Below are 25,649 nucleotides of genomic sequence, written 5' to 3' on the forward strand. Positions count from 1 at the left end.
CAAGACCCTCGGCTGGAAGACCCCGGCCGAGGCCCTCAACGAGCAGATACAGTTGATCCCACAGGCCGGTGTTGCGACGACCGGTTGAGTCCGGGCTGCGCGCCCCTGTCCGTATGAAAGACGACTCCGTGAACCTGGCCGCCGCGGGCGGCCACGGCCATCTCGATCGCATCGGTGACCAGCTGGATGCGCATGTGGTCGGCGATGGACCAGCCGATCACCCGGCGCGAGCAGACGTCGATGACGGTAGCCAGGCAGAGCCACGTCGAGCCGACGGCTGGGTAGGTGATGCCGCCGCACCACTTGGTGTCGAGCGCCTGCGCGGTGACGTCGCGCATCACCAGGTCCGGCGCGGGCGGGGCCATCCTGTCCGCGATCGTCGTACGCTTCTTGCGCCGCAGGTGCCGGCCGACGATGTGGTTGACCCGCATCAGACGCGTGACACTCCCCCGCGAGCGGGGGCACCCCCAGCGGTTGACCTTCCATCCCCGCGCCCGCATCCCGGCGTGGACCCGCGGGGCGCCGTAGGCACCGTGGTGGTCGGCGTGCATCTCTCGGATTTCAGCTGTCGTGCGTCTCTCCTCGGCCTGGCGCTCAGTACGGGCCTGAGCCGTGGCCAGGTGCCGGTAGCAGCCGGAGCGGGAGACACCCAGGACCCGGCAGACCCGCTTGACGCCGAAGTCGGCGCGGTTGTCAGAGATGAAGTCCCAGCGGTGGGGGCTCACTTCACCTCCCGAGCGACATAGGCGGCTGCCCGGCGAAGGATCTCGCACTCCAGCTGCCACTCCTTCTCCGCCTTCAGCAGCCGGGCGTTCTCGGCCCGCAGCCTGGCCGGTTCCTCCGCCGCGCTCAAGCCGGTGTCGCGGTGTTCGGGCGCTGCCTGGGACTGGTCCTTGCGAACCCACGTCCGCAGCGACTCCGCGGTGATACCGAGGTCAGCAGCCACCGCCGCATACGTGCGCTTACCGCCCGCAGCGCGATAGAGCGCGACGGCGTCCTTCCTGAACTCCTCCAGATACGGAGACTTGCGTCCCACCTGGACATCCCTCCCTGGACCATCAAGATCCATTGTCAGGGTGTCCACTCCAAAGGATCAGCCTCACAGGAATTTGTCCCCGGTGGACGAGGACGCGCAGCTCGCCCTCGTCCACCCGGTCCGTCGGCTCGCCGGACAGGCCGGTCAGGCGTCGGACGTCTGGGAAGGCATGACCTCCCGGACTTCGATCCACTCGCGGAACGGCTCGCCGCCGGGTCCGGGCTCGGAGGAGACGTAGGCCGCGATCTCGAGCGCGCGCTCATGGGACTCCACGTCGACCATGTACCAGCCGGCGACCAGGACGCTGGTCTCGGATTCGTCAGTGGTGACCGTCGCGGTGTCCGGGCCGTCATAGCGCACCCAGGTTCGCGCGGGCAGAAGCGCCTGGACGTCGACGTACTCGCCGCGCTCCTTGAGAAGCTCCGGCACCTGGTAGAGGAAGGCGATGTGCGCCTCCACGTCCTCGGGGGCCCATTGGTCCATCGGGGGCACCGAAGGGGCGTCGTGGGTGGGCGCGGAGTGGGAGCCAGCGGCGTCGTGCGGCTCCGGGCCGCCGCGGTAGTGCTTGATCAGCAGGTACTTCGGCATGGTGATCTCCTCACGTCGCGGCCGCGCCTTTCGCGGCCCTCGGCTGATGAGCGGAGCCGGTCGGAGCTTCTCCACGTCGACCATGTACCAGCCCGCGACCGGATCGCCGGCTCGGGGCCGTCAGTGGTGACCGTCGCGGTGTCCGGGCCGTCATAGCTCATCCAGGCAGTCGCTGGACGTCCGGGAGGGCATGACCTCCCGGACGTCGATCCACTCGCAGAGCGGCTCGCCACCGGGTCCGGGAGCCGAGGAGATGTAGGCCGCGATCTCGAGCGCGCGCTCATGGGACTCCACGTCGACCATGTACCAGCCGGCGACCAGTTCGGTGGTCTCGGGGCCCTCAGTGGTGACCGGAGCGGTGTCCGGGCCGTCATGGCGCACCCAGGTTCGCGCGGGCAGAAGCGCCTGGACGTCGACGTACTCGCCGCGCTCCTTGAGGAGCTCCTGGACGTGGTAGAGGAAGGTGAAGTGCGTCTTCACCTCATCGGGGTCCCACTGGTCCATCGGGGGTACCGGAAGGGCTTCCGGGCCGCCGCGGTAGTGCATGATCAGCAGGTACTTCCCCATGGTGATCTCCTCATGTCGCGGCCGCGCCTTTCGCGGCCCTCGGCTGATGAGCGGAGCGGTCGGAGCTTCTCCACGTGGAATCACTCACCGAGCTCCGAGAACGTCGTGTAGAGGCCCCATACGTCGGCCAACTCTCATCGAGCACCGTCTCGGCCTCCGCTCTCGGCGAAGGACCGGATCGACGCCGCGATGTAGTCGATCATCTCGTCGTTTAGCCCCGGGTAGACCCCGACCCAGAAGGAGCGCTCGGTGATGATGTCGCTGTTGGTGAGGTCGCCGACGACGCGGTAGTGCACATCCCGGTAGGCAGGGTGCCGAGTGAGGTTGCCGGCGAACAGGTGGCGGGTGCCGATCTTGCGTTCCTCGAGGAATTGGATCAGCTCCCACCGGCTGAAAGGGGCGTCCGCGGTGAGGGTGAGCGCGAAGCCGAACCAGCTCGGGGTGCTGCCCGGGGTCGCCGAGGGGAGCAGCAGGTATGGCGTTCCCTCCAGCGCCGCCCTCAACCGGGCCCAGTTGTCCCGCCGGGCCGCTGTGAACGAGTCGAGCTTGTCGAGCTGGGAGAGACCGAGCGCGGCCTGGATGTCGGTGGCCTTCAGGTTGAAGCCGACGTGGGAGTAGACGTACTTGTGGTCATAGCCGGTGGGCAGCGTTCCCTTCTGCTGCTGGAATCGCTTGCCGCAGGTGTTGTTCGCGCCCGGCGCACACCAGCAGTCGCGGCCCCAGTCCCGAAGCGACTCCACGATCTTGGCGAGCAGGGGCCTGGACGTCAGCACGCAGCCGCCCTCGCCCATCGTGAGGTGGTGCGCGGGGTAGAAGCTCGTGGTGGCGACGTCGCCGAAGGTCCCCGTTGGCCGACCGTCGTAGAGCGAGCCGACGGCGTCGCAGTTGTCCTCGAGCAGGAACAGGCCGTGCTCGACGGCCAGCGCCGCGATCTCGGAGACCGGGAACGGGTTGCCCAGCGTGTGTGCCAGTGCGATCGCTCGCGTCCGCGGGCCGATGGCTGAGGTCACCCGTTCCACCGTCGTGTTGTAAGTCTCCAGGTCGACGTCGACGAACACCGGAACCAGGCCGTTCTGCACCAGTGGGTTCACCGTGGTCGGGAAGCCAGCGGCGACGGTGACGACCTCGTCCCCCGGCCGCAGGCGACGCTTCCCGAGCAGCGGCGAGGTCAGGGCGGTGATCGCAAGCAGGTTGGCCGAGGACCCCGAGTTGGTCAGCAGCGCCTTGCGGACTCCGATGCGACGCGCGAACACCGACTCGAACTCCCGGGCCGAGCGCCCGTGAGCGATCCGCATGTCGAGAGCGGCCTCGACCAGCGCGGTGCGGTCGGAGGCATCCAGCACCGCACCCGAGGGCCAGATCTCGGTGTGCCCCGGAACGAACGGTCGGGACGTGTTGACATCGGCGTGGTATTTGGCTACGTCGGCAAGCAGTTTCTCCTTGCGGTCGCTCATGAACTTCCTCCCAGTCGGGTCGGCAGCCAGACAGCCGTGCGCGCAGGTCGCCTGGGCCGTGGAGATCGTCCGGTCTGACGACGGATCGAGGGAACACCGTGGGCGGTCCGGCTGTCCTCTCCTGGCCTGCGCACGCGTTCCACCTCGCCCTCCCGACTCGGCAATGAAGGGGAAGCCGGTACGGGGCGCGACCCGGTGTCACGGATCTCGGAGATCGAACGGTCCACCGGGCGCCGACCCACCCTGGCGACCGTTTCGTCGTAGACCTGGTCGAAGTAGTTGTTCGCGAGTACATCGCCCAGGTCCCGGTCCTCGAGTACCGGGACGCCGTCCTCGGACAACAGCACGTCGACGCCGCGCGGCACTGAGTCGATGTCAGCGATATGGCCGGCCGTGTTCGCCGAACAGATTACGTCGGCGCGAAATGACCGCGCATGCGGGCGGACATGCCGGACGCGATACGGGTAGCCCTCACCGAACCTGTCGTCGCGCCGGACCGCCTTGGGCTGTTGGACCATCGTGCACCAGGTGAACATGCCCACCGCGAGGTGGAAGCAATTCTCGGCGCCGGGCTGTTCCGGCGTCAGAAAGCCGTTGGACACCGGCTGGTCGCCGAGATCGATGCACACTTCAACCTCGCCACCGCGGATGCGGCAGAATGCCAAGGACACCGCAGGATTCTCCCTCTTCATGGATCTTCTTCTTCGCGAGCGATTCGGGCGTCTTCGAGAGCCGGCCGCCGTGAACGAGTCCTTCCCCGATACTCGTACAGCCCTGCACGGCTGCAGCCTCTCGAATGCGATCGCGGTCGCACGCTGTGCCGGCGGGGCCCAGTGGAGCCCCGGCCGGCGCTCCTGGCGTCCACTCCGTCGTCGATGCCGATGGGATGCCCCGAAACGGCAGTGTCCGGGACGGCTCCACGGCGGCCACGCGGTTCAGCCCAGGTACGCCTCGAGTGCGTCCACCCCCGCTCTCGCTCCACCGCAGTCGGCGATGGCCTGCTGGTATCGCCTCACGCCGAGACGGATCTCCTCGTCGTGTGGGATCTGTTCGACGGCGTTACGCAGCGTCTCGGCGTCCAGGGTGGCGGGGTCGAGGCATCGTGCCAGGCCCTCGGCCTCAGCACGCTGCGCGATCAGTTTGCACATCGGTACCGGTGGCACGATCACCATCGGGACTCCGCATGTCACCGCGTCCATGAGGGTTTTAATCCCCGTGTGCGACACGACCGCCGTGGCGTTTCGCATGACGTCGAGTTGCGGGAAGTACGGACGCACCTCGAAGTTCGACGGAATGGGACCGAGTTCGGAGATATCCAGCTTATGCGCGGCCATGGCGACCTCCCAATCGAGGTCGCCGAACGCTTCGAAGCAGGTCCGGTAGAACTGGGGATTGTTGTTGAACAGCGTGCCGAACGAGACGAAGAGAAGATTTGTGTCAGGGTTCGCCGGCGTCCACTTCTCGGTCTGCGCCTGACTGTTCTCCAACGGTCCGATGAAATGGAACCGCTCGTCGAACGTGTCAGCCTCGTACTGGAACTCCTTGGGAATCAGGACGAGGTTCAGATCGGCGACCGAGCTTCCGTCGAGGGCGTCGTCCTGCCACGTCACGCCATGGCTCGCCGCGATCTCCTTCATCGCCTTGTGGTAGCGCTGCCACGGCCACCCGGGGTCCTGGGAAGTCCAGTCCTCCTCGATCGCAATGGCGTCGCGCATCCCGAGGTTCTCGTGAAACGCGAAATGAGGTACCAACGCTGCCGACGGCACGTCGAGAAGCTTCGACAGAATACGCCCCTCTTCAGTGGTCAGGTCGTAGCAGAGCACATCAGGAGGATCCTCCGAGAACTCTCGCAGGAGGATCGGGAGGCTCTCCCGGACGCCGGTGGACAGCGCGTTCAGCATCCCGTCGACGCGTTCGTCGGTCGCCCCTTCCGGCCAGTACATGGCAGGCACACGGGTCGGAAGGGTGATGACTCTCGCACCGGAGGACGCGACCGAGGGGACACACTCCGGGCCGGTCGCATAGCTGACGCGGTGGCCACGAGACAGAAGCTCCGAGACCAGCGGGAGCATCGGGTTGACGTGACCATGAGCTGGTTGGACAACGATGGCGACATGCATGGGTGTGGCCCCCGGCCTAGAAGTGTCGATGCGTGAGTTCGCGACAGTTGGTGTGCGCTGATGGAAGCTCGACGGTGCCCGCGGGCCCACCACGCACGGCGGGCCCGCGGCAGCCGGGGCGCTCAGCCCTGGATCGGGCCCCCGGTGGGACAGCAGCTTCCAGACGCCGTCGCGCTCGACGAGCACGCGCGGACCGCCTCCCGACCGCGCAGCTGGTTGTCGGACACCAGCATGCTGCCGTCCCCGGCGAATAGGTCGGCGAACACGTCGGCGTCCTCCTCCCACGCCACGTGGGTCCGCAGGAGCACCGTTGGCGAGGCGCCCTCGTCACCGGTGGTGAAACCGCCACAGAGGCCACCCCAGTCCTTGGCCTGATCGACGAGCGCCGCGGCCCGATTGGTCATCGTGAGTCCTCCCTCTCCATCGCGTGAGCAGTACAGTCACCAGCGCAGCGAGGCGCCGTAGCCGTCGTTGCGCGACCACGCCTCGACGAGGCACAGCGGGACGCCGAGGACGTCCTTCTCCCGGGAACCGGTGAACTCGCCGTGGTCGTCCAGGGCGTTCTGGTGCTCGGCGGTGGGTGCCGACATGTGTCCTCCACGCTGTACCGGAAGCAATCCGGACTCCCGGATCGGGACCTGTCCAGCGTCCGGCCTGCGATCGCTAGCGCTTTTCTCCTGAACTCCGGTTCACGGGGGGTGGGCGCTTCCCGCCGACCCGCACCGGGGGCCGCGTGCGGTCGGGGTGGCGCTCGGTGCGATCCGCGATCAGGCCGCCCGCTGCGCCGGGCGCGCGCCGCCGATCAGGTCGGCGGCCCGCTCGCCGATGACGATCGCGGACGCATTCGTCGGGCCCCGGCCCACCGTGGGCATCACTGAGGCGTCGGCGATGCGCAGGCCCTCCAGCCCGTGGACCCGCAGCTCCGAGTCCACGACCCGGCCCATCGCCGCGCTGCCGGCGGCGTGCCAGATCGAGTGCGAGATGCGGCGGATGAAGGCCAGGATCTCGTCCGCGTCGTCCGAGGCCGGGACCTGGTAGGGGCGCGTGGTGTAGGGACGGAGAGCCGGCTGGCGGGCGATCTCCAGGGCGGCGCGGACACCCTCCACCGCCACCACCCGGTCGTCCGGCTCGGCCAGGTAGTTGTGCTCGATCTTCGGCTTGGTCGTCGGGTCCGACCCGATGATCGACACCTGGCCGCGGCTCTGGGGGGTGAGCATGACCGGCCCGTAGGTGATCGCGTGCTCGGTCGGGACCGACAGCCCGCTGTCCGGGAACATCATGGGCCCGCAGTAGAACGAGACGTCCGGGGCGGGGAGGTCCGGGCGGGTGCGGATGAAGCCGCCGACCTCGGGCCCGTTGGAGGTGAACGGCCCGGTGCCGTGCTCGAGGAACTCGGCCATCTCGGCCTCGCCGGCCGCGGTCGTGCTCACCGGCTCGTCATGCGCGTAGATCAGCGGGACGAACAGGTGGTCCTGCAGGTTGCGCCCGACCCACGGGTGGTCCATCAGGACGTCGACGCCCGCGCCTTCGAGCACCCCGGCGGGACCGATCCCGGAGTACATCAGCAGGGTCGGGGTGTTGTAGGCCCCGGCGGAGAGGACGACCTCGGCCTCGGCCCGGACCGTCAGCTCCTCGCCGAATCGCTCGCCCACCACCCCGGTCACGCGCGTGCCGTCCACCACCAGGCGCAGGGCCTGGAAGTTCGAGATCACCGTGAGGTTGGGACGATCGAGCACCGGGTGCAGGTAGGCGTCCGCGACACTGCACCGGCGCCCGTTGCGCTGGGTGAGCTGGAACGGGCCGAAGCCGTCCTGCGTCCCGGCGTTGAAGTCGTCGTTCGCCGGGTGTCCGGCCTCGAGAGCCGCCTCGACCAGGGCCGTCATCATCGGGTTGTGCGAGCGGCCGTCGGAGACGCTCAGGGGCCCGCCGACACCGTGGTGGAAGGACTCACCACGCTCGTTGTCCTCGCTCCGGCGGAAGTAGGGGAGGAGTTCCTCGTAGCTCCACCCGGGCTGCCCCCAGCTGTCGTAGTCGAGCGGGTTGGCCCGGACGTAGAGCATCGCATTGATCGAGCTCGTACCGCCCAGGACCCGGCCCCGTGGCAGGAGGATCCGACGCCGGTCGAGGTGCTCCTCGTAGTGGGAGTCGTAGTCCCAGTCCACCTGGGTGCGGAACAGGTTCCCGAACAGGGCGGGGATGTGGATCGTGTCCAAAGTATCCGGCCCACCGGCTTCGAGCAGGCACACGCGGACGTCGGGGTCCTCGGAGAGGCGGGAGGCGACGACGCACCCTGCCGATCCGGCTCCGACGATGACGTAGTCGTACATCTCAACTTCCTCCAAGGTTCGGGTCAACAACGGGCCGGCCTGTGCCGGTCACGGAGCGATCTTGCCGTCGGGGCTGAGCCGCGTGACCACGTCGGTTACGGCCCGGCAGGCCCGCGCCACGTCCTCGCTGCTCGTCACGAGCGGCGGAGCGAGCACCAGGTTGTGGCCGTACGGGCGCGCGATCACGCCGTGCCGGGTACGGATCTCGAAGGCGACAGCCTCGCCCACACCCCAGTCGATCGGCACCTTGTGCTCGCGGTCCGACACGAGCTCGACCGCCGCGAGGGTGCCCTCGACCCGCACGTCACCGACCACGGGCAGGCCAGCGAGCCCGGCGAGCCCCTCGCGCAGCTCGGACTCGATCTCGCGGGCCCGCTCGAGCAGCCCCTCCCGCTCGATGATCTCCACCGTCTCCAGCCCGAGGGCACACGCGACCGGGTGACCCTGGAACGTGTAACCGTGGAAGAACCCCTCCTCGCCGATGATGGTGTCGGCGATCTCGTCGGTCATCACGGTCGCGCCGAGCGGGGCGTACCCACCCGCGATGCCCTTGGCCATCGTGATCATGTCGGGGCGCATCCCGCGGCGCGGCGACTCGAACCACGTGCCAAGTCGGCCGAAGGCGGTCACGACCTCGTCGGCCACGAGCAGGATGCCGTGCCGATCGAGGACCTCCTGTATCCGCGGCCAGTAGTCCTCCGGCGGCGCGACGACACCGCCGCCGGCCATGACCGGCTCGCCGATCATGGCCGCGATGTTGCCCGCCCCGATCCGCTCAATGGTCTGCTCGAGTTCGTCGACGCAGAAGTCGGTCACGCCCGCGCCGCCGTACATCTCGGCCCGGTACGGGTAGGGCGGCGTCAGCTTCTCGAAGTGGGGCAGGTTCGGCCCGACGCCGTGCTGCATCTGCGGGAGGCCGGTGGCCGTGCCGCTGCCGTAGGTCGCCCCGTGGAACGAGTAGTGGCGCGAGAGCACCCAGGTCCGCTCGGGCTCACCACGGCGGACGTGGAACAGCCGGGCCGCCTTGATCGCCGTCTCGACGGCCTCGGAGCCACCGCTGGAGAAGAACACGCGGTTCAGTCCCTCGGGCGCGAGCCCGGCGATCCGGGCCGCGAGCCGGATCGCCTTGTCGTTCGAGAACTCGAGCAGGCTCGTGAAGAACTCGATCTGCTGGATCTGCTCCGCGGCGACCGCGGCGAGCTCCGGGCGGCCGTGACCGATCGGCGAGTGCCAGACCCCGCCGCCGGCGGCGTCGAGGTACTCGTTGCCCTCGGCGTCCCACACCGTGGCACCCCGGCCACGGGTGATGATCACGCGGTCCTTGATGTACCCACGTTGCATGGACCGCACGAGGTGGCGACGGTCCAGGTCGTCGAGCTCGGCGGCGCTGAGGGAATCGTTGGTGCCCATGATGAAGGAACCTCCGGGTGGAGAACGGGTCGATGTGGCTCGGTGCTCGCCCTGTCACGGTGCCGGTCTGGCCATCCGATGGGCATCTCTCCCCTTGCGGTTCGTCACACCACGGTGCGCCCCGAGCGGTCGTGCCCGTCGCCGTCGACGGTCCGCGCGGCGTCCCCGCCGTCCCCCGTGACGGGCTGCCAGTCGGGACCGGTGCGCCGCGAGCGCGCCCAGCGCTGCATCGCGGGCCGCTCGACGGTGACGAACAACAGCCGGGAAACAAGCAGCGAGACGACGGCCATGCCCAGGATGAAGAGGATTCCGGGCACCGTGCCCATCTTCGCACCGGTCGGTGGCAGGCCCCCGATCATGGCGAGCACGAACAACAGCAGCGGCAGGTGCACCAGGAAAAACGCGTACGAGGCCTCGCCGGCCCAGACGGCGGGACGGCTCTCCAGCAAACCCGGCCTGCGCGGGTCGCGCGCGGCCGCAGCACCGACCAGCAGCGCCACCGGGAAGGCCCACAGCCCCGCGAACGCGTAGATGCGCGGCACGAACAGCCCGGCGACGTAGACGACCGCGGTGAGGGCCATCGCCCACCCGAGACCGATCTTCACGAACCGTCGCTCCTGCACCAGGCGCGCGGTGAGCATGCCGATGAGGAAGTCGGGCAACCGGGTGATGGGGAAGAACAGGAGCGCCTTCTGCTGCACCCAGGTGCCGCCCTCGAAGGCCGGGCTGGGCGGGCCGCTCGGGGTCACCGCGCCGACCACGAGCGGGATGGCGAGGACGAGCAGCCCGGTGGCCACCCACCAGAACCACACCCGGTCGTGGCGGATCCGCCGCACCACCAAGTAGAACAGCGGGAACAGGGCGTAGAACAAGACCTCGACACCCAGCGACCACGTCGGGCTGTTGGGGGACTGCGCCGCGAGCTCGAAGTCCCAGACCCAGGCCTGCAGCAGGAACAGGTTGAGCAGGAAGGGGGCAAGTCCGATCCCCGCGCCGATCAGGAACATCAGGCCGACCGCCGGGGCGAACACCACGAGGTGGTTCGGGATAATCTTCACGAAGCGCCGGCGGTAGAAGGAGCGCAGGCTGTCCCCCGCCCCGGCCGACCATGTGAGGACGAAGCCGCTGAGCACGAAGAAGAACGACACCCCGAGGTGCCCGGCATTGTGGGCGACGGCCCCGAAGCCCTCCGCGACGGCGGCGTTCGCGAACGGCGACAGAAACGCGGCGTGGCTGACGAAGACCAGCAGGGCGGCGACGAAGCGGAGGCTCGTCAGCGCCGGGCGTGTGTCCCCGCGCACGTCGATCGAGTCTTGAGTCACGCAGATCACTCCCAGTGTCGTGGGAACACGTCCGTCCGCGGGCGCGTCGCCCGGAACACATCCGACGTCGGCCGCGTTCCGCGTCGGCTCACGTGGACAGAGCCCGACGATCCCGCAGACGCGACAGGGAGCGCATCTTGTCACGTGCGTTTTGGCCGCCGGCCGGCCTTTCTCACGCGGCGGGGAGAGGCCACACCGGGGGCCGGCCCCAGGGTCTCCCCGGCCGGCGTGAGTGGGCCGGGCGGGTCTACACGGGCGTCGCACCAGGCCCGTCGGAGGGAAACCGGCCCGCGGCCGACCACAGCCCGGACGGCCGGTCGCCCAGCGGAACTCGTCCTCGTCCTTCCACCGACTCGTGCCGTCGGGAGCGACGAGCAGGTCGAGGGTCCCTCGTGCCCTGGGCCGTGAACGAGCGCAGGCCGTACCCCAGCGACCTGTCCGACACCCGGTGGGCCTTGGTCGAACCGACGTTGAAGCACGGCATGAACATGCAGGGCCTCGCCGACCCGGCAGGGCCTCACCGGCCCTGCCCGGCGCCGTCCACGACATCCGCGCGGCCCGCGAGGGTCGTGTCCCGCGTCGTGGTGTAGCGGATCAAGCGTTGCGCGTTCCGGTACGAGGGCCCTGACGTGTCGGCGTCGGCTGAAAATTCGTCCGTCGTCGAGATGACGATCTCCGGAGAGGCGGCAGTCCACGAGGTGCCCTGCTGAGGCGAGTTGAACGCCCGGTCCGGCGGAGCCACCGTCCCCGGCCTGCGGATTCCGGCGCCTTGATCGGCTACACCACCCGACGGAACGCCATCCCCGCGAGAACGGCATCATCGATGCTCTCACCGAGGCCGGCATCAAGTGCTGGGCGGACAGTGATGATTGGTGTTGGTGTCACCGGCGGGTCTGACCCCTGGGCTGATTGACCGGCACTGCCGTGTCTTTCCCTTGATCTGTCGGCTGGTCGGTGGCACCACCGCACGCGGCCGGCAAGGCGTCGTGACCTGATAGCGCCTCTGTGTGTCAAGCGGCCTGGGCGAGGTGGGTCCGTCGGTCTCGTTTCATGATCCGGTAGACCACGTTGGACAGGCGTCGTTTCAGGGCCCTGCGGGCCTCCGAAGGCGTCTTCCCCTCACCGATCTTGCGCAGGTAGTAGTCCTGCCCGCGTCCGCCGTCACGGATCTGGCAGACGGCGATGGTGTGCAGCACCGAGTTCAGCGCGCGGTTGCCGCCGGTGTTGAGCCGGTGGCGGACGTTGTTGCCGCTGGAGGCGTCCAGGGGTGCGCTGCCGGTGTAGCTGGCGAAGTGGTGCTCGGTGGGGAACCGGCTGACGTCCCCGATATGGCCGATGACCTTCGCGGCCAGCACGGTGCCCAGGCCCGGCAGGGTGGTCAGCGTCGTGCGGGTCGCGGCGACGGCCTCGCGCATTTCGGCTTCGTTGTCCTTGACCTGCCGGTCCAGGCGGCGCAGGTCGGCCAGCAGGTCACGGGCTATGTCCCGGCGGCAGTTGTCGGTGGCCGTGACCGGCCGGATGCCCTTCATCAGGGCGGCAGCCTTGTCGGCCGACAGCCCGGTGGGTGCTCCGCCGGGCAGGAGATCGCGCAGGACGGCGTGGAGCCGGTTGAGGACGCGGGTGCGCTCGTGGACCAGGTCGTCTCGCCGCTCGGTCAGCAGCCGCAGGATGGTGGTCTGGTCTTCCTGGACCACGGGCCGCAGGTCGTGGCGGAAGAGGGCGACCTGGGCGACGTGGAGGGCGTCTTTGGCGTCGGTTTTGCGGTCTCCTCCGGTGGCCAGCAGCCGGGCCCGGGCCGACAGGGTGGAGGGTACGTCGACGACGTTCTCGCCCGCGGCGGCCAGCTGTTGGGCGAGCGAGCGGCCCAGGCCGCGGGCGCCCTCGACGGCGAAGCGGCGGTCGGGCCACTGCTCGCACCAGCGCATCAGCTGGCGGAAGGTTCCGGCGTTGACGACGAACTGGCGCCGGGCCACCTGGTGGCCTGCGGCGTTGACGGCGACGGCGGTGTGGGACGACTTGTGGGGATCGATGCCGATCAGGATCACAGGCTGCTGTCCTCGCACTCGATGAGACAGGAAGGGGAGTGCGGTGGGCACCCTGACTTGAAGTCACCGTGTCACCTTCATGCCTCTGTCGAGCCACACCGCGCGGGTGTCGGCCGGCGGCGGCACGCTATCAGTGAGCCAGCCCGGGGGCGGCAAGGAGCACTGCGGGCCCGTGCCGACCGACACCCTGGACGCTACGGCTGCAGACCGAGCGTCTGGGGTCGATTCAACAAGTCAGGAGCACTGCGGGCCCGTGCCGACCGACACCCTGGACGCTACGGCTGCAGACCGAGCGTCTGGGGTCGATTCAACAAGTCAGGAGCTTGCGCGAGAAGCCCCGTCACTGTCGTGTCCGTTCGTCCTGACCGGTGCGCGTGCTGCCCTTGTCACGCGCCGCATCCAGCAAGGGCTGACCAAGAAGGACATCATCCGCTGTCTCAAACGCTTCGTAGCCCGCGAGGTCTACCGCGCACTCACCCAGCTCCCCAGGGAGCACCTCACACCAACTGCATGACGTCTATAGGAGTCGTCCGTGTCCCTGACGTGACGCCTCGCGGGCGTGAAAATGGGTACGGGGCCGTCCGCCGACGCCGTTTGACGCTTGGGCCGTTGAGCCCGCATAGGAGTCTGGTGAGGGAGCCGCCCGAGGGGCCGCACACTGTCGTCTCGAACACGCCGTTCAGCTTCTCCAACTCCCCTCCGGCTCCCCGGACAGCCCCGCCCAAGAGGTGCAGAAGGGGAGGACGGCCGTGCAGGAAACCGGAGAAGAGCAGGACGACGGAACCGTCGCCCGGGTCGCGGCGATCGACATCGCCAAGGCTTCGGCGGTGGTGTGCACACGGGTGCCGCACGACAAGATCGAGGGCCGACGGGTACAGCAGGTCTGGACGGTGGCATCGACCACCAAAGCGATCTTGGAGCTGGGCGACCGGCTGCTGTGCCAGGGCATCCAGCGGGTGGTGATGGAAGCGACCGGCAGCTACTGGAAACCCTTCTTCTACCTCCTGGAGAGCCGGGGCCTCGAGTGCTGGCTGGTCAACGCCCGCGAGGTGAAGAACGTGCCCGGCCGACCGAAGACCGACAAACTGGATGCGGTCTGGCTCGCCAAACTCAGCGAACGCGGCATGGTCCGGGCCTCGTTCGTGCCGCCCAAGCCGGTGCGGCAGCTGCGGGACCTCACCCGCACCCGCACCGCGTTCACCCAGGACCGTACCCGGCACAAGCACCGCGCCGAGAAACTCCTCGAGGACGCCCAGATCAAGCTCTCCACTGTGGTCTCCGACCTCTTCGGCCTCTCGGGCCGGGCCATGATGGACGCTCTGGCCGCAGGCGAACGCAACCCCCGCACCCTGGCAGACCTGGCCAGAGGCAGCCTGGTGAACAAGGAACCCGCCCTCATCGAGGCCCTGACCGGCCACTTCGAAGAGCACCACGGCCATCTGCTGCGCGTGCTGCTGGACACCGTCGACCACTTCACCCGGCAGATCCAGCTCCTCGACCGGCGCATCACCGCGCTTGTGGAGGAGATGACCGGCCCGTCCGGTCACGACGGCAGTGCCGGGGCCGCCTCCGAGCGGCCCGGGCAGGACCCGATCGCGTGCCTGGATGCTATCCCCGGGGTCGGTCCGGCAACGGCACAGATCATCCTCGCCGAGATCGGCCTGGACATGGGGCGCTTCCCCACCCCCGAGCACCTGGTCTCCTGGGCAAAGCTGTGTCCGCGGACCATCCAGTCCGGGGCCAAGAACACCGCCGGCCCGGCAGGGCGGGGCAACCCCTGGCTCAAGGGCGCCCTCGGCGAAGCGGCCAACGCCGCCGCCCGCACCGACACCTTCCTCGGCGCCCGCTACCGGCGCATCGTCAAGCGCCGTGGCCATGCCAAGGCCCTGGTCGCCGTCGCCCGCTCCATCCTCGTGATCGCCTGGCACCTCCTCCAGGACCCCGAGGCGCACTACGAGGATCTGGGTGCCGACTGGCACCACCGCCATCTCAACCCCGCCCGCAAGACCCGCGACCTCGTCCGCCAACTCCGAGCCCTCGGCCACCAGGTCACCCTCGCCCCCACGGCCTGACGCCACCCGCCCATCCACTACATCCGTTCCGCTTCGCGGAACGGATGCTGCCGCCTGCCTGGCTGAGCCCCGATTTTCCGTTCAGCATCAAGGGACACCGGGGTGCCGGGGCACCGTGCGAACCCCCTACTGGGGCCGGTGGGAGACTCTCTCCGCAGGCCAGCGGGCGGCCAACCGGTCTCACGTAAAGATCAGGGCCCTCGTGGAACAGGCCGTCGCCGCACTTAAGTCCTGGCGGCTCCTCCGCAAGCTCCGCTGCTCCACCGCCCGCATCACCAGCCTGGTTCAGGCCGTCTTCACCCTGCATCCGGCCAGCTCGGACTGAGGAGGGAAAGGGCCCACTGACTCCCGCCCTCTCTCGTTGTCTCTCACAGTTCGCGGCCCGCCTCCGACACACTCGACAGCCGAAGGACGTGGCGCCAGGCCGCGCCCCGGATCGCGCCGCCGAACGAATTGGCCTCCACCAAGGGCACGGTGCTGCCTGCGCTATTCCCTCGCCGCGTCCAACTCCACGTCCCGGAGCAGTCCATGAACCAGTGCGCGCGGAAGTCCACCGGCATCGGGATCGGGTGCCGCGGGTCGGTGAGGTGCCGGAACAGGTACTCCGTGGCCGTGCAGTCGAACCGATCCCCTGCCTCCGGTTCGGCTCCGATGACGTAGACGGGCCACCGGTCGGGGTCGGGGCCCTCGGTGATCCAGCAGAACGACTGCTCGTGCTCGTTGCTCATCCAGGGCACCAGCCCGCCCGAGGCCGGGAACGGCGGATGCGGCTCCCAGGGCGCCTGGCCCAGCCTCGCCGCCGACTCGGCGCTCTTGATCAGGCCGTCCGGCATGAACACGCAGTGGAAACCGTCGAACATGCCATCGCCGAACGTCTCGACGAGCGCCTTGTAGTCGCTCGGCAGGGGCGTTCCCAGGCGGGACTCGACTGCCGCCCAGTCGACCTGGCCCGCAGTCCTCGGCACCCAGCCGGTCACGGCGACGAGCCGTTCCAGCCAGGAGGCCTCCGCGGGCAACTGCTCCGCGACCGGCGTGTCGCGTAGGGCGATCATCAAGGCGGGGCCGGGATCCTCGCCTTGACCGGTCCGGCCGAAGGCGACCCACCGGTTGCTGAACGGCCAGGCGTACCTCCAGTCGACCTGCTCCGACAAGGGCAGTGGCGGCAGTCGGTCGGCGCCGGCGGATGGCTCGCCGTACCGGTCGGAAAGCGTCTCGACGAGGTTGCCCAGGTCGGCACGAGCGAAGACGGGAAGGCAGACATGGCCTGGCGCATGTCCGTGCTGGCGGCAGGCCAGGTCACGGAGATCCGGCCACAGGATTTCGGCCACGGCGGTCAGAAGCTGTTCGTCGTCCATGCCCGCGAGTCAAGCACTCGCCGCCGACAGCAGAGTTCAGCGAGGTAGCGTCGTACTCTCCGGCCAGCCGTCCCGCCACGTGACCTGCTCAAGCTGAGGTTGGAAAAGGCTCAGTGGCCACCGATCGGGTGAGGGCCGGGGTGCCCGTAAGGCACGAGGCTCCCATGTGGTTGGGGGAGACGTTCGACGTCTCACCCCGTCCACACAGGAGCCCCGTTGGTTCCCTGTCCTGCCGCACGCCCTCGTGGATTGGGTCACGATGCTGTTCGTCATCCGCGAGGGTGATCGCCGCTGCGCATTTCCGCCGTACTGACGTGCCCTGGTCGCTCGGGCGTACATGCGCACGCACCGGTCGCTGCCGCAGATCGCCGAAGGCTTCCGTATTGCCGTCGGGCACCGCCCACGCCTACGTGATCGTGGCTGTTGGTTGTCCGACGAGCCCCGTCACCGTGGAGGCGAAAACCCTGCTGCCGGACTGGGATCGCCGGCACGGTGAGCGGACGGGACTACCGGAGCGGCTGATCCAGCGGGCCGTCGCCGTGGCCGGTGAGATGCTGGCGGACCGACGACTCGGTGTCGGCGAGCCGTCGACCAATCCCTGACGCCGAACGCCGGCGGGGAAGTCTCATTCGGACTCGTATTCGTCGTGCCGACGGATCCCCCGCACCGGATCGGTGTAACGGTCGCGGGGCTTCTCCCATGCCTCCTGCCGGCCGAGCGCGGTGAGGTCGAGCAGGTGGTACGTGGTGACGAACACCTCGGTGCCGCGGGCATAGGTCGAGTAGGTGTGGAAGATGCGGTCACCATCGCGCAGGAAGACACTGGCCCCCGGCACCTCCATGCCGTGGAACCCGGTCAGGCCTTCGTTCTCCAGCGTTTCCCGGTCCTTGTGGTTGTACCAGACCGGGGCCTTGTCCTCGTCCAGCGTCACGTGGAAGTCGTAGTTGAAGTCACTGCCTTCCGAGGAGTACCAGGTGAAATCCCAGCCCATCCGCTCCTGGTAGGCCCGCAGCTTGGACAGCGGCGCCCGCGACACCACGGCAAGTGAGGTGTCGCGCCGGTGCAGATGGGCGAAATTACCGAAGTTGTCCACCAGGAACGAACAGGCCGGGCAGCCTTCGTTCCAGTCGGGGTGGAACATGAAGTGGTAGACGATGAGCTGTCTGCGTCCCTTGAACAGGTCGAGCAGCGACGCCTTGCCCGATGGTCCGTCGAGGACGTACTCCTTGTCGACCTCGGCCATGGGAAGTTCTCGGCGGGCGGCATTCAGCGCGTCCCGGGCCTTGGTCGCCTCCTTTTCTCTGGTCAAGAACGCCTTGTGGGCGGTCAGCCATTCATCCCGCGAAACAATTTTCGGCAGTGCCATCGTTTACTCCTTTGCTCTTTCGGGGTCGTGGCCGCTCGTGCCGCCGGGCCTGCCGGGAGCTTTCGATGGTGTTCGCCGTCACTTCGGGCATCTCCAGACATCGGCGGCGTTGGCGTCCAGTGCGGACACCAGTGGACCCCCGTGGCGGAACTCGCGCCGGTTACCACGGGTTGTCGGCGGTCAGCGGGGCGGCCGGCTTGGTGACGACGTCCTCCCAGCCCGGCTTGACGTGCTCGGCGCCTCAGGCATGGCGGCGGCCAGTTCGTCCAGCCGCTCGTGGATCAGGGTGAGCGTGATGCTGCCGGAAGGGGTGGGGTCGAAGGTGACGGCGAGCCGGGAATCGCAGATCGGCCCGTGGTCCCGGTCCGGGCCAGCCTCACTTTCAGACGATGTGCTCGCCAGAGACCAGTTCGAGGATCTCGCACGCGAAGCCGCCGACCGGGTTGCTGTCGTCGTCCTGCCACACCCGTACTGGCCGTCGACGCGCTCGTCCACCTTGGCCTTGGTGACGGCTTAGCTGCCCGGCGCTATCCAACGGCTGAGCAGTTTGGGCGAGAGCCGGGCCTGGTGGACCTGGTGCGGGGGCACGGGCAGTTCGCGCGCGATGCGCACCAGGGGTTGACTGCCGTTTCCGGAACTCACTTCTGCTCCTCCGTTGTTGTCGCGTCGGGTTCGAACAGGGCTTGCAGTGCGTCGAGTCGTTCGTTCCAGAAGCGCTCGTAGAAGCGGAGCCAGGCCAGTGCGGAGGCCAGTGGAACCGGTTGGAGACGACACACGTGCTGACGGCCGACCACCGTACGACGGATCAGGCCGGCCCGCTCGAGAACCTGTACGTGCTTCGATGCAGCGGCCAGCGACATCGGCAACGGTGCGGCCAGTTGCCCCACCGTCAGCTCGTCATCAGCTAGCCGCCTGAGGATGTCCCGGCGCGCTCCGCTGGCCAGGGCATGGAATATCGCATCCATCCCAATCTGACGCTCAGTCACATAGTTGACGATATCACTGTCTGTCGTACCGTCAACCGACCGGTTGTGCTTTCCGGTCCCGGACGCAGGAGCTGCGGCACCCCTGTCCACGGGCACGGTGCGCGAACTGACGGGTGCCGCATTCTCGGTAAGCCCTGCCGGCAGTGGCCACCGGTCGGGTGAGGGCCGGGGTGCCCGTAAGGCACGAGGCTCCCATGTGGTTGGGGGAGACGTTCGACGTCTCACCCCGTCCACACAGGAGCCTCGTTGGTTCCCTGTCCTGCCGCACCGGACCTGCCGCACGCCCGCGTAGATTGAGGTGGTCCCAACCTGAAGCCGCAGTAGCGGGGGCTTGAGTAGCGGATGGGGTACTCATCCCTGCCAGGTGCATGATCGATACGAGGTGACTGCCCGTCATCCTGCTCGCCGCGGATTCACGGTCGGCCAGGACAGACGCTGATCCCGCGCCTGGACGACCGTGGAACCGGCGCCCGGCCGCGGCCCGTAGCCGGGTGGTGATCCGTGCGCCGGCCGGTATCCGCGGGATCTGCTCAGTGAACGACCGCCGAGGGCAGCTGGCCTCGCGGCACCACCAGCGGCGCTGTGTCACAAGAACTGCAACCCGCCCTCACCGTAAGGGAGATCACGCGGCCGGGTCACAGCTGTCCCCTTCACCTGGAGGCGAAGACCCCGGACGTGGGGCAGACCCGTGCCGCCTCATCCGCCGTGACCAGACGCACCCGACAACTGCCGTCGCCCAGCCGCTCGACCCGAGTGACGGACACCCCGTCGAGATCGAGCAGCAACGTCGCACCATTGGCCGAGCCCGTGGCTCCTGCCTGATCCTTCTGCGGAGAGCACAGAAATGATCAAGCAGGCCCACGGGCATGCTGCGTCCAGGGGGTGATCACCACCGCGTCGGTCGCACACCGCGACACCACGTCAGCACGAGTGGAGAAGCACACCCCTCAACTTCGAAGATCCCCGTAGGTGGCGACGCCGGCCGCGATGGCGGCCTGCAAGTCCGCGATGTCGCCCGTCGAGGAGAAGCTGCCCAGCGCGGAGATTACAGCGGCGGCCACGGCCTGCGTGCACGCCGAGCCGTGAGCACACGACGGGACGAGCCTCAGTTGCTTGAAGTCCGCGATTGCTGCCTGCTGGTACGGCGGGTAGTCGGCGGGGTTCGCATCGGTGCGTGCCGGGATGGACCCCTTCCTGGTGTTGAACGCCTTCTGGCCCTCGACGCTGCCCACGGTCTTCAGCCAGCTGTTCGCACCCGCCGCGTTGGGGGCGTTCTTGGGCAGGACGAATGAGTCGCCGAGCCACTGGAAGGTCTCACCGGTGCCCGGGAACGGCTGGTACGAGTAATCCCTGAGCCCGTCCCTCTCCAACTCGCCGACGACCCAGTCGCCCATGAACAGGTAGCCGGCTCCGCCGCCGCTCAGCCGCTTCGCCGCGTCGGTCCAGTGCAGGTTGTCGCGGTCCGGGTTCGAGTACGACAGCAGCTTCTTGTAGTCGTCGAGCGCCCCGGTGATGTCGCTTCCGGACCAGTCGGCCTTCGCGGTCCACAGCGACTCGAACCGTTCGGGGCCGAGCTCGGCGAGCAGGACTCCCTCGAGCAGTTCAAGCTGCGTCCAGTCGGCCCCGAGCGCGAGTGGGTGCTCGACGCCCGAGGCCTTGAGCGCGTCCAGGTCGTGGATGAACTCGCCGAGGGTGGCGGGCTGGTTGGCGAGTCCAGCCGTTGCCAGTACCTCCCTGTTGCTCCACAGCATCAGGCGGTGGATACCCACAGGTACGGTGTAGATCTTCCCGTTCACGGTAATGGCGTCGAGTAGCCCCTTGGGCAGGACTTCGCTCAGGCCCCACTGCGCGAACTGATCGTTAAGATCCGCGAGTTGTCCGGCGTCGATGTAGTCCATCAGTTCCGCGCCAGGATGCACTTGGAAGCTGTCCGGCGGGTCATTTTCCCGCAACCGGGGATGGAGAGCCTGTTTCGGGTCCGATTGCCCCCCTCCGGCGATGACGGGATTCACGAATTCCTGCCCGGGACATGCTTCTGTGAACGCCTCTTCGAGAGAGTCGACCGCGGCCTTCTCGGCGGCCTTGTCGGGATCGTCGTCGGTCGCCCAGGCGAAGACCTCGACCCTGTCGCCCTGGGGGTCCGACCCACCACGAGCGGTTGCCGGATCGACGCGAGCGGCGGCGACCATCGCGGCACCACGGCCTGCGGATCCGAACTTGATCACGTCGCGTCCAGGTCTGTACGGCGGCTGGGGCTGCCGGGGGTGAAGGTCACCGGCAGGCTCTTGATCCCGTTGACCAACGACGACTTCAGCCGCACCGGCTCGCCTGTGACGCGAATGTCAGGAATTCGGGTCAGCAGCTGGCGGAAGATCACCTTTAGCTCCAAGCGGGCCATGTGTGCCCCGAGGCAGAAGTGCGGCCCCGGCCCGCCGTAGCCGATGTGTGGATTCGGCGAGCGCAGCACGTCGAAGCGTTCGGGGTTTTCGAAGTAGCGCGGATCGCGGTTGGCCGCCCAGTAGAACATCAGCACCTTGTCCCCCGGGCCCAACTGCCGGCCGCCAAGCTCGATCGGCTCGGCGTCCTCGGCAACGGTGCGCCGCTGGAAGATCACCGGTGAGGCCCAGCGGACGATTTCCTCCACCGCGGTCGGGGTCACCCGGTCGAGGTCGGACAACCAGACCGTGCGCTGCTCGGGGAAGGTGGTGAGGAGCTCGATCCCCCAACTGATCGCGTTGCGGGTGGTCTCGGTCCCGGCGCTGACGAGCAGGATGAAGAAGCTGGCCAGCTCCGAGGGAGTGAGTACCTCGCCATCGATCTCGGCGCTCAACAGTGTAGAGATCAGGTCGTCGGCGGGGTTCGCGGCGCGGTGCGCGGCCAGCTCGTGCATCAGGTCGGCCAGTGCCTGGCTGGCGTTGAACATCACGCCCAGGGCATCGTCCTGCTCGGCGACGTAATCCGGATCCGAGAGGCCGAGCAACAAGTTGGTCTGCTTGAACACGAACTCGTGCTGGCTTTCCGGGACGCCCATCATGTCGCAAATGATGCGCAGCGGCAGCTTCGCGGAGATGTCGGTGACCGCGTCGCACTCACCGCGCTCGATCACCTCATCGATGATGCCCTTGGCCACCTGAGTCACGTTGTCCATTACCGCGTTCATCGCCTTGGGGGTGAAGGCTCGAGAGACGATGCGCCGCAGTCTGCCGTGCCGGGGACCGTCCATCGTGATCATCGACTCACCGAATTCGGCTACCATCTCGGGCGGTAGGTCCACCACGTTGCCGGTTCCCTTGCCGGAGATGAACCTGGCCGCGTCACGGCTGACCTGGAGGATGTCGTCCATCCGCGTCAGCGCGTAGTAGCCGGGACCACGCGGCGCCATGCCGAACTCCGGTTCGGGGAAGAACGGCAGCCTGGGTTCAGCGCGCAACGCATCGAACGCGGCGTGTCGGTACTCGGTCGGCTTGGCCCAGAAGCCGTCGATGTCGTTGAGGTCGATCGCGTCGAGTTCGTTGAAGGTACTCATGCGTTCAGCTTCTCCCGTCGAAACGTGTGATGTCCGCATGCTCGCCTACCGCACGGGGTCTCAAGTCGGTTCCGTGCTCGTAAGGCGGTGCGGTGCGCTTGCGGCTCCACCGGCGCATCATGGGCATCTCCACGAACCGGTACAGGCACCATCCGCCGAAAAGAGTCACGGCAAACAGACCGAGCAGAACCAGGACGGCAACCGGTGTGGAGAATTTCCCGCTGCCCGTCACGGTTCGGAGATAGAAGATCGTCACAGCCTGGCACATATAGAAACCGAAGGAGATGTTTCCGAACCAGACGAGGAGTCTGCTCCGCAGCCCGGTTCGCGCTCCACGCACGTCCGCGTCGGCGAACGAGGCCACCATTACCCCGATAGGAACGAGTGTGACCAGGTTGATCGCGAACTGTACCGGTACGAACAGGGTGGCGGCGTAGCCAAGCACCATGATTGCGGTCGCGGCCAGTGGGCTGATCCGGACCCATTTCCCCGAGAGGACAATGCGAGCCAGGAAGACACCGAACACGAACTCGAATATGCGTCCGACCGGAAAGAGGTAACTGAGCCAGTACTGCAGGTTGGACAAGACCGCCCAACCCATATTGGGCTGGCCCGGAACGACGGTGGCTATGGCCAGTTGATACAACGCAAGGCCGACGACCATCGCTGCCGCCCCAAACCACAACTGGCGCACGGTCATCCGGGAGATTGGCCGGATGAGCAGGGGGAAGCACAGATAGAAAAGCAGTTCGCAGGCGAGCGACCAGGACGGCATGTTAATGCTCTGACTGACCTGGAGGTCGGGGAACCATGAGTGCAACAAGAACAGGTTGGGCAACCACACCTGCCAGGTGGCGGCGCCGGCGAACAGCAGCATCGCCAGCGCCCACATGACCACGTGGTTAGGGAAGACCTTTACCACTCTGCGGCGGATGAACGCCCGCGCCGAAGAATCAGGCCTTGACGACCAGGCGAGAACGAATCCACTGAGTACGAAGAAGAAGGAGACCCCGACAAAGCCGCCGGTGCTGAAAATCCATCCGTACCAGAACGCGACCGTATCATCGGCGAACGGGCTGATCGATGGTCCTGTGAGATGGATCGGGTTGACGCTCAGTCCTGTGTGGAAAAGGAACACCAGAAGGGCGGCGAAAAACCGCAGCCCCGTCAACGAGTCCAGCTTCGTCGGCAGCTCATCCGTGCTCCGAGAGCCGATTTTGACTTGCCCAGGCTCCGCCATGTAGCCGTTCTCCTTTTGTTGGGTTTCCCGGGTCGGGGCTGGAGGAGCCAGCCGCGCGATGAATCGTCGATACGCCGGACTTCCGTGGCGAGGGCGTAGGACAGCACGTCGGGCGGGTCTTCCGTGGCATCACGTGAAATGGAACGAAGGCTGCATGCCGAGCGACAAGAACTTGCGCACCTAGTGCTGTGACCGGAAAGGTTCGCCGGAAAGCTCGCGGCGTCCGGTGCGGTGCATCGCAAGGCGGAGCGTCACCCGCGTACTGGATGTACTCGGGTGATGCGACAACGCGGCTGGGGATCCCCCCTGCTCGCAGAGCTTGGGGGAGTGCCGTGCCGGGCGTCGCGAGCCGGTGAACCTTTCCGGTCACAGCACTAGACGTCCCGGCACGTGTGGCAGGGCGTTTTACCGTCACTCACGACCCACCTCCTTCGCGCCGGCCGGTCGGTTTGCTGTGGGCAACCGTACGGCTCCCGGGTCCGTACGACATCTCCGTGATTGCTTCGGCGGATCGACGTAACCGCGCAAAAGGTTGGGGTTCCCCCGAATGCGGGGAAAGGTGACAGCGGGTCAGATGGGTCTCGTGAGAGGAGCCCAGACGATGCCTGCCCCCCAGGAAATATCCGCTGGAGTTGCGCGAGCGTGTGGTGCGGATGTACCGCGCGTCGGAAACCGAAGCCCGTCATCCGCCGCATGGCCGAGGAGCTCGGGGTGCACCACGAGGCCCTGCGCGGCTGGATCCGGCAGGCCGAGGCCGACGCCGAACCGGCTCGAATGGGTCATGCGAACCGCGATGCTGCGGACCTGGCCGCCAAGCACCGCTCGTCGGTGTCGAAGATGACGACCCGTCACAGGATCAAGACCGAGACACCCGACGGGCTCCGCACGTGCTTCGAGGCCGCGCAACCGCGCTAAGGGCCTGCCGGGAATCAACACGTCGGTTTGATCTTGGTTTTGTCGGGGTCGAGGAACCTCGCGATGTCAGCTGGTGTGCGGAAACGGGCGGTCGAGTCAGTGAAGTTCCACCCTCGGCCTGGACAGCCTGATACTGGGACGACAGGTCCCGGAGGAAGCAGTTCCAGGTAGTGAGCAAGAAGAGCAATACGAGCAAGCGGTACACGGCCGAGTTCAAGCGGGACGCGGTCGCGCTGGCGCTGTCCTCGGAGAAGACGGTGACCGAGGTCGCCCGGGACCTGGGCGTGAGTCCGGAGGGCCTGCGGGGCTGGGTGAAGCAGGCGAAGACCGACCGGGGTGAGGGGCCGGCTGGTGCGCTGACGACGGCGGAGCGTGAGGAACTCGTGAGGCTGCGGCGCAAGGTCCGCGAGCAGGAGCAGACGATCGAGGTGCTGGGAAAAGCGACGGCCTTCTTCGCGCAGCAGAGGACGAAGTAGCCGCGCGCTACCGGTTCATCGACGTGGAGAGGGCCAGTGAGGCCAATCCCGGCGGGTACAGCGTGTCGTTGCTGTGCCGGGTGCTGAAGGTGGGCCGCTCGGCCTACCACGCCTTCCTTGCGGGCCGTGAGGCCGCTGGGGCCCGGCAGGAGGCCGAGGACGAGCTGGCCGGGGAGATCCGGCGGATCCATGCCGGATCGCGGGGCGCCTACGGTGCCCTGCGGGTGACCGCGGTCCTGCGGCGCGAGGGCCGGCCGATCAACCGGAAGAAGGTCGACCGGATCATGCGGGAGCGCGGTATCTGCGGGATCACGCGACGCCGGCGTCGTAGTCTGACGAAGGCCGACACCAAGGCGGCGCCGTCGCCGGACCTGGTCGGCCGAGATTTCACCGCTGCCGAGCCCGGCACGAAGCTGGTGTCCGACATCACCTACCTGCCTACGCTGGCCGGCTGGTGGTATCTGGCCACGGTCATCGATCTGGCCACACGCGAAGTGATCGGCTACTCGATGGCTGGCCATCACCGGGCCGGGCTCGTCGTCGACGCCCTGCGGATGGCCGCCGCCCGCGACGTGCTGAAGGAGGGCTGCATCACGCACTCGGACCGCGGTTCGGAGCCCAGGTTCAACCAGTCGTTGCAACACCCCTGATCAGAGAGGTGTGTTGTGGGACGACCAGCGGGTTGGATGGCGGAGTTGACGGGGCGGTCGCCCATGAAGTCGCCGGGACGGCCCTCGACTCGGCGGGAGGTCGAGAGACTGTTCTGGCAAGAGATCGCCAAGGGACTGACCAGTGAGGATGCGGCCATCGCCGTCGGGGCGGCGCCGGCGGTGGGCACCCGGTG

22 protein-coding genes and 5 pseudogenes are annotated in these 25,649 nt (G+C 67.8%); 8 read left to right on the top strand and 19 right to left on the bottom strand.

Annotation, left to right across the window (positions count from 1 at the left end):
* Positions 1-101: 101 nt before the first annotated feature.
* The 11 genes and pseudogenes from AB0I73_RS34315 to AB0I73_RS34365 form a co-directional block, all read right to left on the bottom strand.
* Positions 102-1,036 (bottom strand): annotated as a pseudogene (locus tag AB0I73_RS34315) (IS3 family transposase); the annotation flags it as partial.
* 144 nt (positions 1,037-1,180) lie between these two features.
* Positions 1,181-1,624 carry a hypothetical protein gene (locus AB0I73_RS34320; protein WP_363044066.1) on the bottom strand — a complete coding sequence of 148 codons (444 nt, stop codon included), beginning with the start codon at positions 1,622-1,624 and terminating at the stop codon, positions 1,181-1,183.
* 150 nt (positions 1,625-1,774) lie between these two features.
* The gene (locus AB0I73_RS34325) at positions 1,775-2,191 is read right to left on the bottom strand and encodes a hypothetical protein (protein WP_363044068.1); all 417 of its coding nucleotides are present in this window, start codon (positions 2,189-2,191) and stop codon (positions 1,775-1,777) included.
* Positions 2,192-2,325: 134 nt separating this feature from the next.
* Positions 2,326-3,645, bottom strand: coding sequence for a lipopolysaccharide biosynthesis protein RfbH (gene rfbH / locus AB0I73_RS34330; protein ID WP_363044070.1), 1,320 nt, complete (start codon positions 3,643-3,645; stop codon positions 2,326-2,328).
* Positions 3,642-4,316, bottom strand: a complete 675-nt coding sequence (locus AB0I73_RS34335) for a hypothetical protein (protein WP_363044072.1) — start codon at positions 4,314-4,316, stop codon at positions 3,642-3,644. Before AB0I73_RS34335 ends, rfbH begins: the two co-directional genes overlap by 4 nt.
* Before the next feature lie 264 nt (positions 4,317-4,580).
* Entirely contained in the window at positions 4,581-5,765 is a 1,185-nt protein-coding gene (locus AB0I73_RS34340; RefSeq protein ID WP_363044074.1) for a macrolide family glycosyltransferase, read from the bottom strand.
* A gap of 122 nt (positions 5,766-5,887) precedes the next feature.
* The gene (locus AB0I73_RS34345) at positions 5,888-6,169 is read right to left on the bottom strand and encodes a hypothetical protein (RefSeq protein WP_363044076.1); all 282 of its coding nucleotides are present in this window, start codon (positions 6,167-6,169) and stop codon (positions 5,888-5,890) included.
* Between the two features lie 36 nt (positions 6,170-6,205).
* Positions 6,206-6,355 (bottom strand): hypothetical protein, encoded by a 150-nt coding sequence (locus tag AB0I73_RS34350; protein ID WP_363044078.1) that lies wholly within the window; start codon positions 6,353-6,355, stop codon positions 6,206-6,208.
* A gap of 177 nt (positions 6,356-6,532) precedes the next feature.
* On the bottom strand, positions 6,533-8,092 hold the full coding sequence (locus AB0I73_RS34355) for a GMC family oxidoreductase N-terminal domain-containing protein (RefSeq protein ID WP_363044080.1): 1,560 nt from the start codon (positions 8,090-8,092) through the stop codon (positions 6,533-6,535).
* Positions 8,093-8,140: 48 nt separating this feature from the next.
* Positions 8,141-9,502 (bottom strand): aspartate aminotransferase family protein, encoded by a 1,362-nt coding sequence (locus AB0I73_RS34360; RefSeq protein WP_363044082.1) that lies wholly within the window; start codon positions 9,500-9,502, stop codon positions 8,141-8,143.
* Positions 9,503-9,606: 104 nt separating this feature from the next.
* Entirely contained in the window at positions 9,607-10,824 is a 1,218-nt protein-coding gene (locus AB0I73_RS34365; protein WP_363044084.1) for an acyltransferase, read from the bottom strand.
* Positions 10,825-11,297: 473 nt separating this feature from the next.
* Between AB0I73_RS34365 and AB0I73_RS34370 the strand changes: the two are divergent.
* Positions 11,298-11,389: pseudogene (locus AB0I73_RS34370) on the top strand (IS5/IS1182 family transposase); the annotation flags it as partial.
* A gap of 445 nt (positions 11,390-11,834) precedes the next feature.
* On the opposite strand, the gene AB0I73_RS34375 reads toward AB0I73_RS34370, so the two are convergent.
* Positions 11,835-12,869, bottom strand: coding sequence for an IS110 family transposase (locus tag AB0I73_RS34375; protein WP_363044086.1), 1,035 nt, complete (start codon positions 12,867-12,869; stop codon positions 11,835-11,837).
* 749 nt (positions 12,870-13,618) lie between these two features.
* Between AB0I73_RS34375 and AB0I73_RS34380 the strand changes: the two genes are divergently transcribed.
* Together AB0I73_RS34380 and AB0I73_RS34385 are read left to right on the top strand one after the other, a co-directional pair.
* On the top strand, positions 13,619-14,941 hold the full coding sequence (locus tag AB0I73_RS34380; RefSeq protein ID WP_363044088.1) for an IS110 family transposase: 1,323 nt from the start codon (positions 13,619-13,621) through the stop codon (positions 14,939-14,941).
* 58 nt (positions 14,942-14,999) lie between these two features.
* Positions 15,000-15,266, top strand: a complete 267-nt coding sequence (locus AB0I73_RS34385) for a transposase family protein (protein ID WP_363044108.1) — start codon at positions 15,000-15,002, stop codon at positions 15,264-15,266.
* A gap of 43 nt (positions 15,267-15,309) precedes the next feature.
* On the opposite strand, the gene AB0I73_RS34390 is transcribed toward AB0I73_RS34385, so the two are convergent.
* Complete coding sequence (locus AB0I73_RS34390) at positions 15,310-16,296, bottom strand: SMI1/KNR4 family protein (RefSeq protein WP_363044090.1); 987 nt, start codon at positions 16,294-16,296, stop codon at positions 15,310-15,312.
* Positions 16,297-16,555: 259 nt separating this feature from the next.
* Between AB0I73_RS34390 and AB0I73_RS34395 the strand changes: the two are divergent.
* Positions 16,556-16,709: pseudogene (locus AB0I73_RS34395) on the top strand (IS5/IS1182 family transposase); the annotation flags it as partial.
* Between the two features lie 212 nt (positions 16,710-16,921).
* Here the strand turns inward: AB0I73_RS34395 and AB0I73_RS34400 are convergent.
* The 6 genes from AB0I73_RS34400 to AB0I73_RS34425 form a co-directional block, all read right to left on the bottom strand.
* Positions 16,922-17,662 carry a DUF899 domain-containing protein gene (locus AB0I73_RS34400; protein WP_363044092.1) on the bottom strand — a complete coding sequence of 247 codons (741 nt, stop codon included), beginning with the start codon at positions 17,660-17,662 and terminating at the stop codon, positions 16,922-16,924.
* Between the two features lie 513 nt (positions 17,663-18,175).
* Positions 18,176-18,304 (bottom strand): hypothetical protein, encoded by a 129-nt coding sequence (locus tag AB0I73_RS34405; RefSeq protein WP_363044094.1) that lies wholly within the window; start codon positions 18,302-18,304, stop codon positions 18,176-18,178.
* Positions 18,301-18,648: a metalloregulator ArsR/SmtB family transcription factor gene (locus AB0I73_RS34410; protein ID WP_363044096.1), complete on the bottom strand. Its 348-nt coding sequence runs from the start codon at positions 18,646-18,648 to the stop codon at positions 18,301-18,303. The genes AB0I73_RS34405 and AB0I73_RS34410 overlap by 4 nt, the downstream gene beginning before the upstream one ends.
* 947 nt (positions 18,649-19,595) lie before the next feature.
* The gene (locus AB0I73_RS34415) at positions 19,596-20,873 is read right to left on the bottom strand and encodes an extracellular solute-binding protein (RefSeq protein WP_363044098.1); all 1,278 of its coding nucleotides are present in this window, start codon (positions 20,871-20,873) and stop codon (positions 19,596-19,598) included.
* Positions 20,870-22,174 (bottom strand): cytochrome P450, encoded by a 1,305-nt coding sequence (locus AB0I73_RS34420; RefSeq protein ID WP_363044100.1) that lies wholly within the window; start codon positions 22,172-22,174, stop codon positions 20,870-20,872. Before AB0I73_RS34420 ends, AB0I73_RS34415 begins: the two co-directional genes overlap by 4 nt.
* A 4-nt stretch (positions 22,175-22,178) precedes the next feature.
* Positions 22,179-23,414, bottom strand: coding sequence for an acyltransferase (locus AB0I73_RS34425; protein WP_363044102.1), 1,236 nt, complete (start codon positions 23,412-23,414; stop codon positions 22,179-22,181).
* A gap of 693 nt (positions 23,415-24,107) precedes the next feature.
* On the opposite strand from AB0I73_RS34425, the gene AB0I73_RS34430 reads away from it, so the two are divergent.
* The 4 genes and pseudogenes from AB0I73_RS34430 to AB0I73_RS34445 form a co-directional block, all read left to right on the top strand.
* Complete coding sequence (locus tag AB0I73_RS34430) at positions 24,108-24,329, top strand: hypothetical protein (RefSeq protein ID WP_363044104.1); 222 nt, start codon at positions 24,108-24,110, stop codon at positions 24,327-24,329.
* Positions 24,330-24,499: 170 nt separating this feature from the next.
* Positions 24,500-24,805, top strand: a complete 306-nt coding sequence (locus AB0I73_RS34435) for a transposase (RefSeq protein WP_363044106.1) — start codon at positions 24,500-24,502, stop codon at positions 24,803-24,805.
* Positions 24,806-24,819: 14 nt separating this feature from the next.
* Positions 24,820-25,455 (top strand): annotated as a pseudogene (locus AB0I73_RS34440) (IS3 family transposase); the annotation flags it as partial.
* 36 nt (positions 25,456-25,491) lie between these two features.
* Positions 25,492-25,649: pseudogene (locus AB0I73_RS34445) on the top strand (IS30 family transposase); the annotation flags it as partial.

The sequence above is a fragment of the Streptomyces sp. NPDC050388 genome (assembly GCF_040655635.1).
Lineage (GTDB): Bacteria > Actinomycetota > Actinomycetes > Streptomycetales > Streptomycetaceae > Streptomyces.

What these genes read in the sequence shown, in the direction of transcription:
- AB0I73_RS34320 (WP_363044066.1), bottom strand. Translation starts at nt 1,624, where the DNA reads ATGCCGAAGTACCTGCTGATCAAGCACTACCGCGGCGGCCCGGAGCCG.
- AB0I73_RS34325 (WP_363044068.1), bottom strand. Translation starts at nt 2,191, where the DNA reads ATGGGGAAGTACCTGCTGATCATGCACTACCGCGGCGGCCCGGAAGCC.
- rfbH (WP_363044070.1), bottom strand. Translation starts at nt 3,645, where the DNA reads ATGAGCGACCGCAAGGAGAAACTGCTTGCCGACGTAGCCAAATACCAC.
- AB0I73_RS34340 (WP_363044074.1), bottom strand. Translation starts at nt 5,765, where the DNA reads ATGCATGTCGCCATCGTTGTCCAACCAGCTCATGGTCACGTCAACCCG.
- AB0I73_RS34345 (WP_363044076.1), bottom strand. Translation starts at nt 6,169, where the DNA reads ATGACCAATCGGGCCGCGGCGCTCGTCGATCAGGCCAAGGACTGGGGT.
- AB0I73_RS34350 (WP_363044078.1), bottom strand. Translation starts at nt 6,355, where the DNA reads ATGTCGGCACCCACCGCCGAGCACCAGAACGCCCTGGACGACCACGGC.
- AB0I73_RS34355 (WP_363044080.1), bottom strand. Translation starts at nt 8,092, where the DNA reads ATGTACGACTACGTCATCGTCGGAGCCGGATCGGCAGGGTGCGTCGTC.
- AB0I73_RS34360 (WP_363044082.1), bottom strand. Translation starts at nt 9,502, where the DNA reads ATGGGCACCAACGATTCCCTCAGCGCCGCCGAGCTCGACGACCTGGAC.
- AB0I73_RS34390 (WP_363044090.1), bottom strand. Translation starts at nt 16,296, where the DNA reads ATGGACGACGAACAGCTTCTGACCGCCGTGGCCGAAATCCTGTGGCCG.
- AB0I73_RS34400 (WP_363044092.1), bottom strand. Translation starts at nt 17,662, where the DNA reads ATGGCACTGCCGAAAATTGTTTCGCGGGATGAATGGCTGACCGCCCAC.
- AB0I73_RS34420 (WP_363044100.1), bottom strand. Translation starts at nt 22,174, where the DNA reads ATGAGTACCTTCAACGAACTCGACGCGATCGACCTCAACGACATCGAC.
- AB0I73_RS34425 (WP_363044102.1), bottom strand. Translation starts at nt 23,414, where the DNA reads ATGGCGGAGCCTGGGCAAGTCAAAATCGGCTCTCGGAGCACGGATGAG.
- AB0I73_RS34430 (WP_363044104.1), top strand. Translation starts at nt 24,108, where the DNA reads ATGGCCGAGGAGCTCGGGGTGCACCACGAGGCCCTGCGCGGCTGGATC.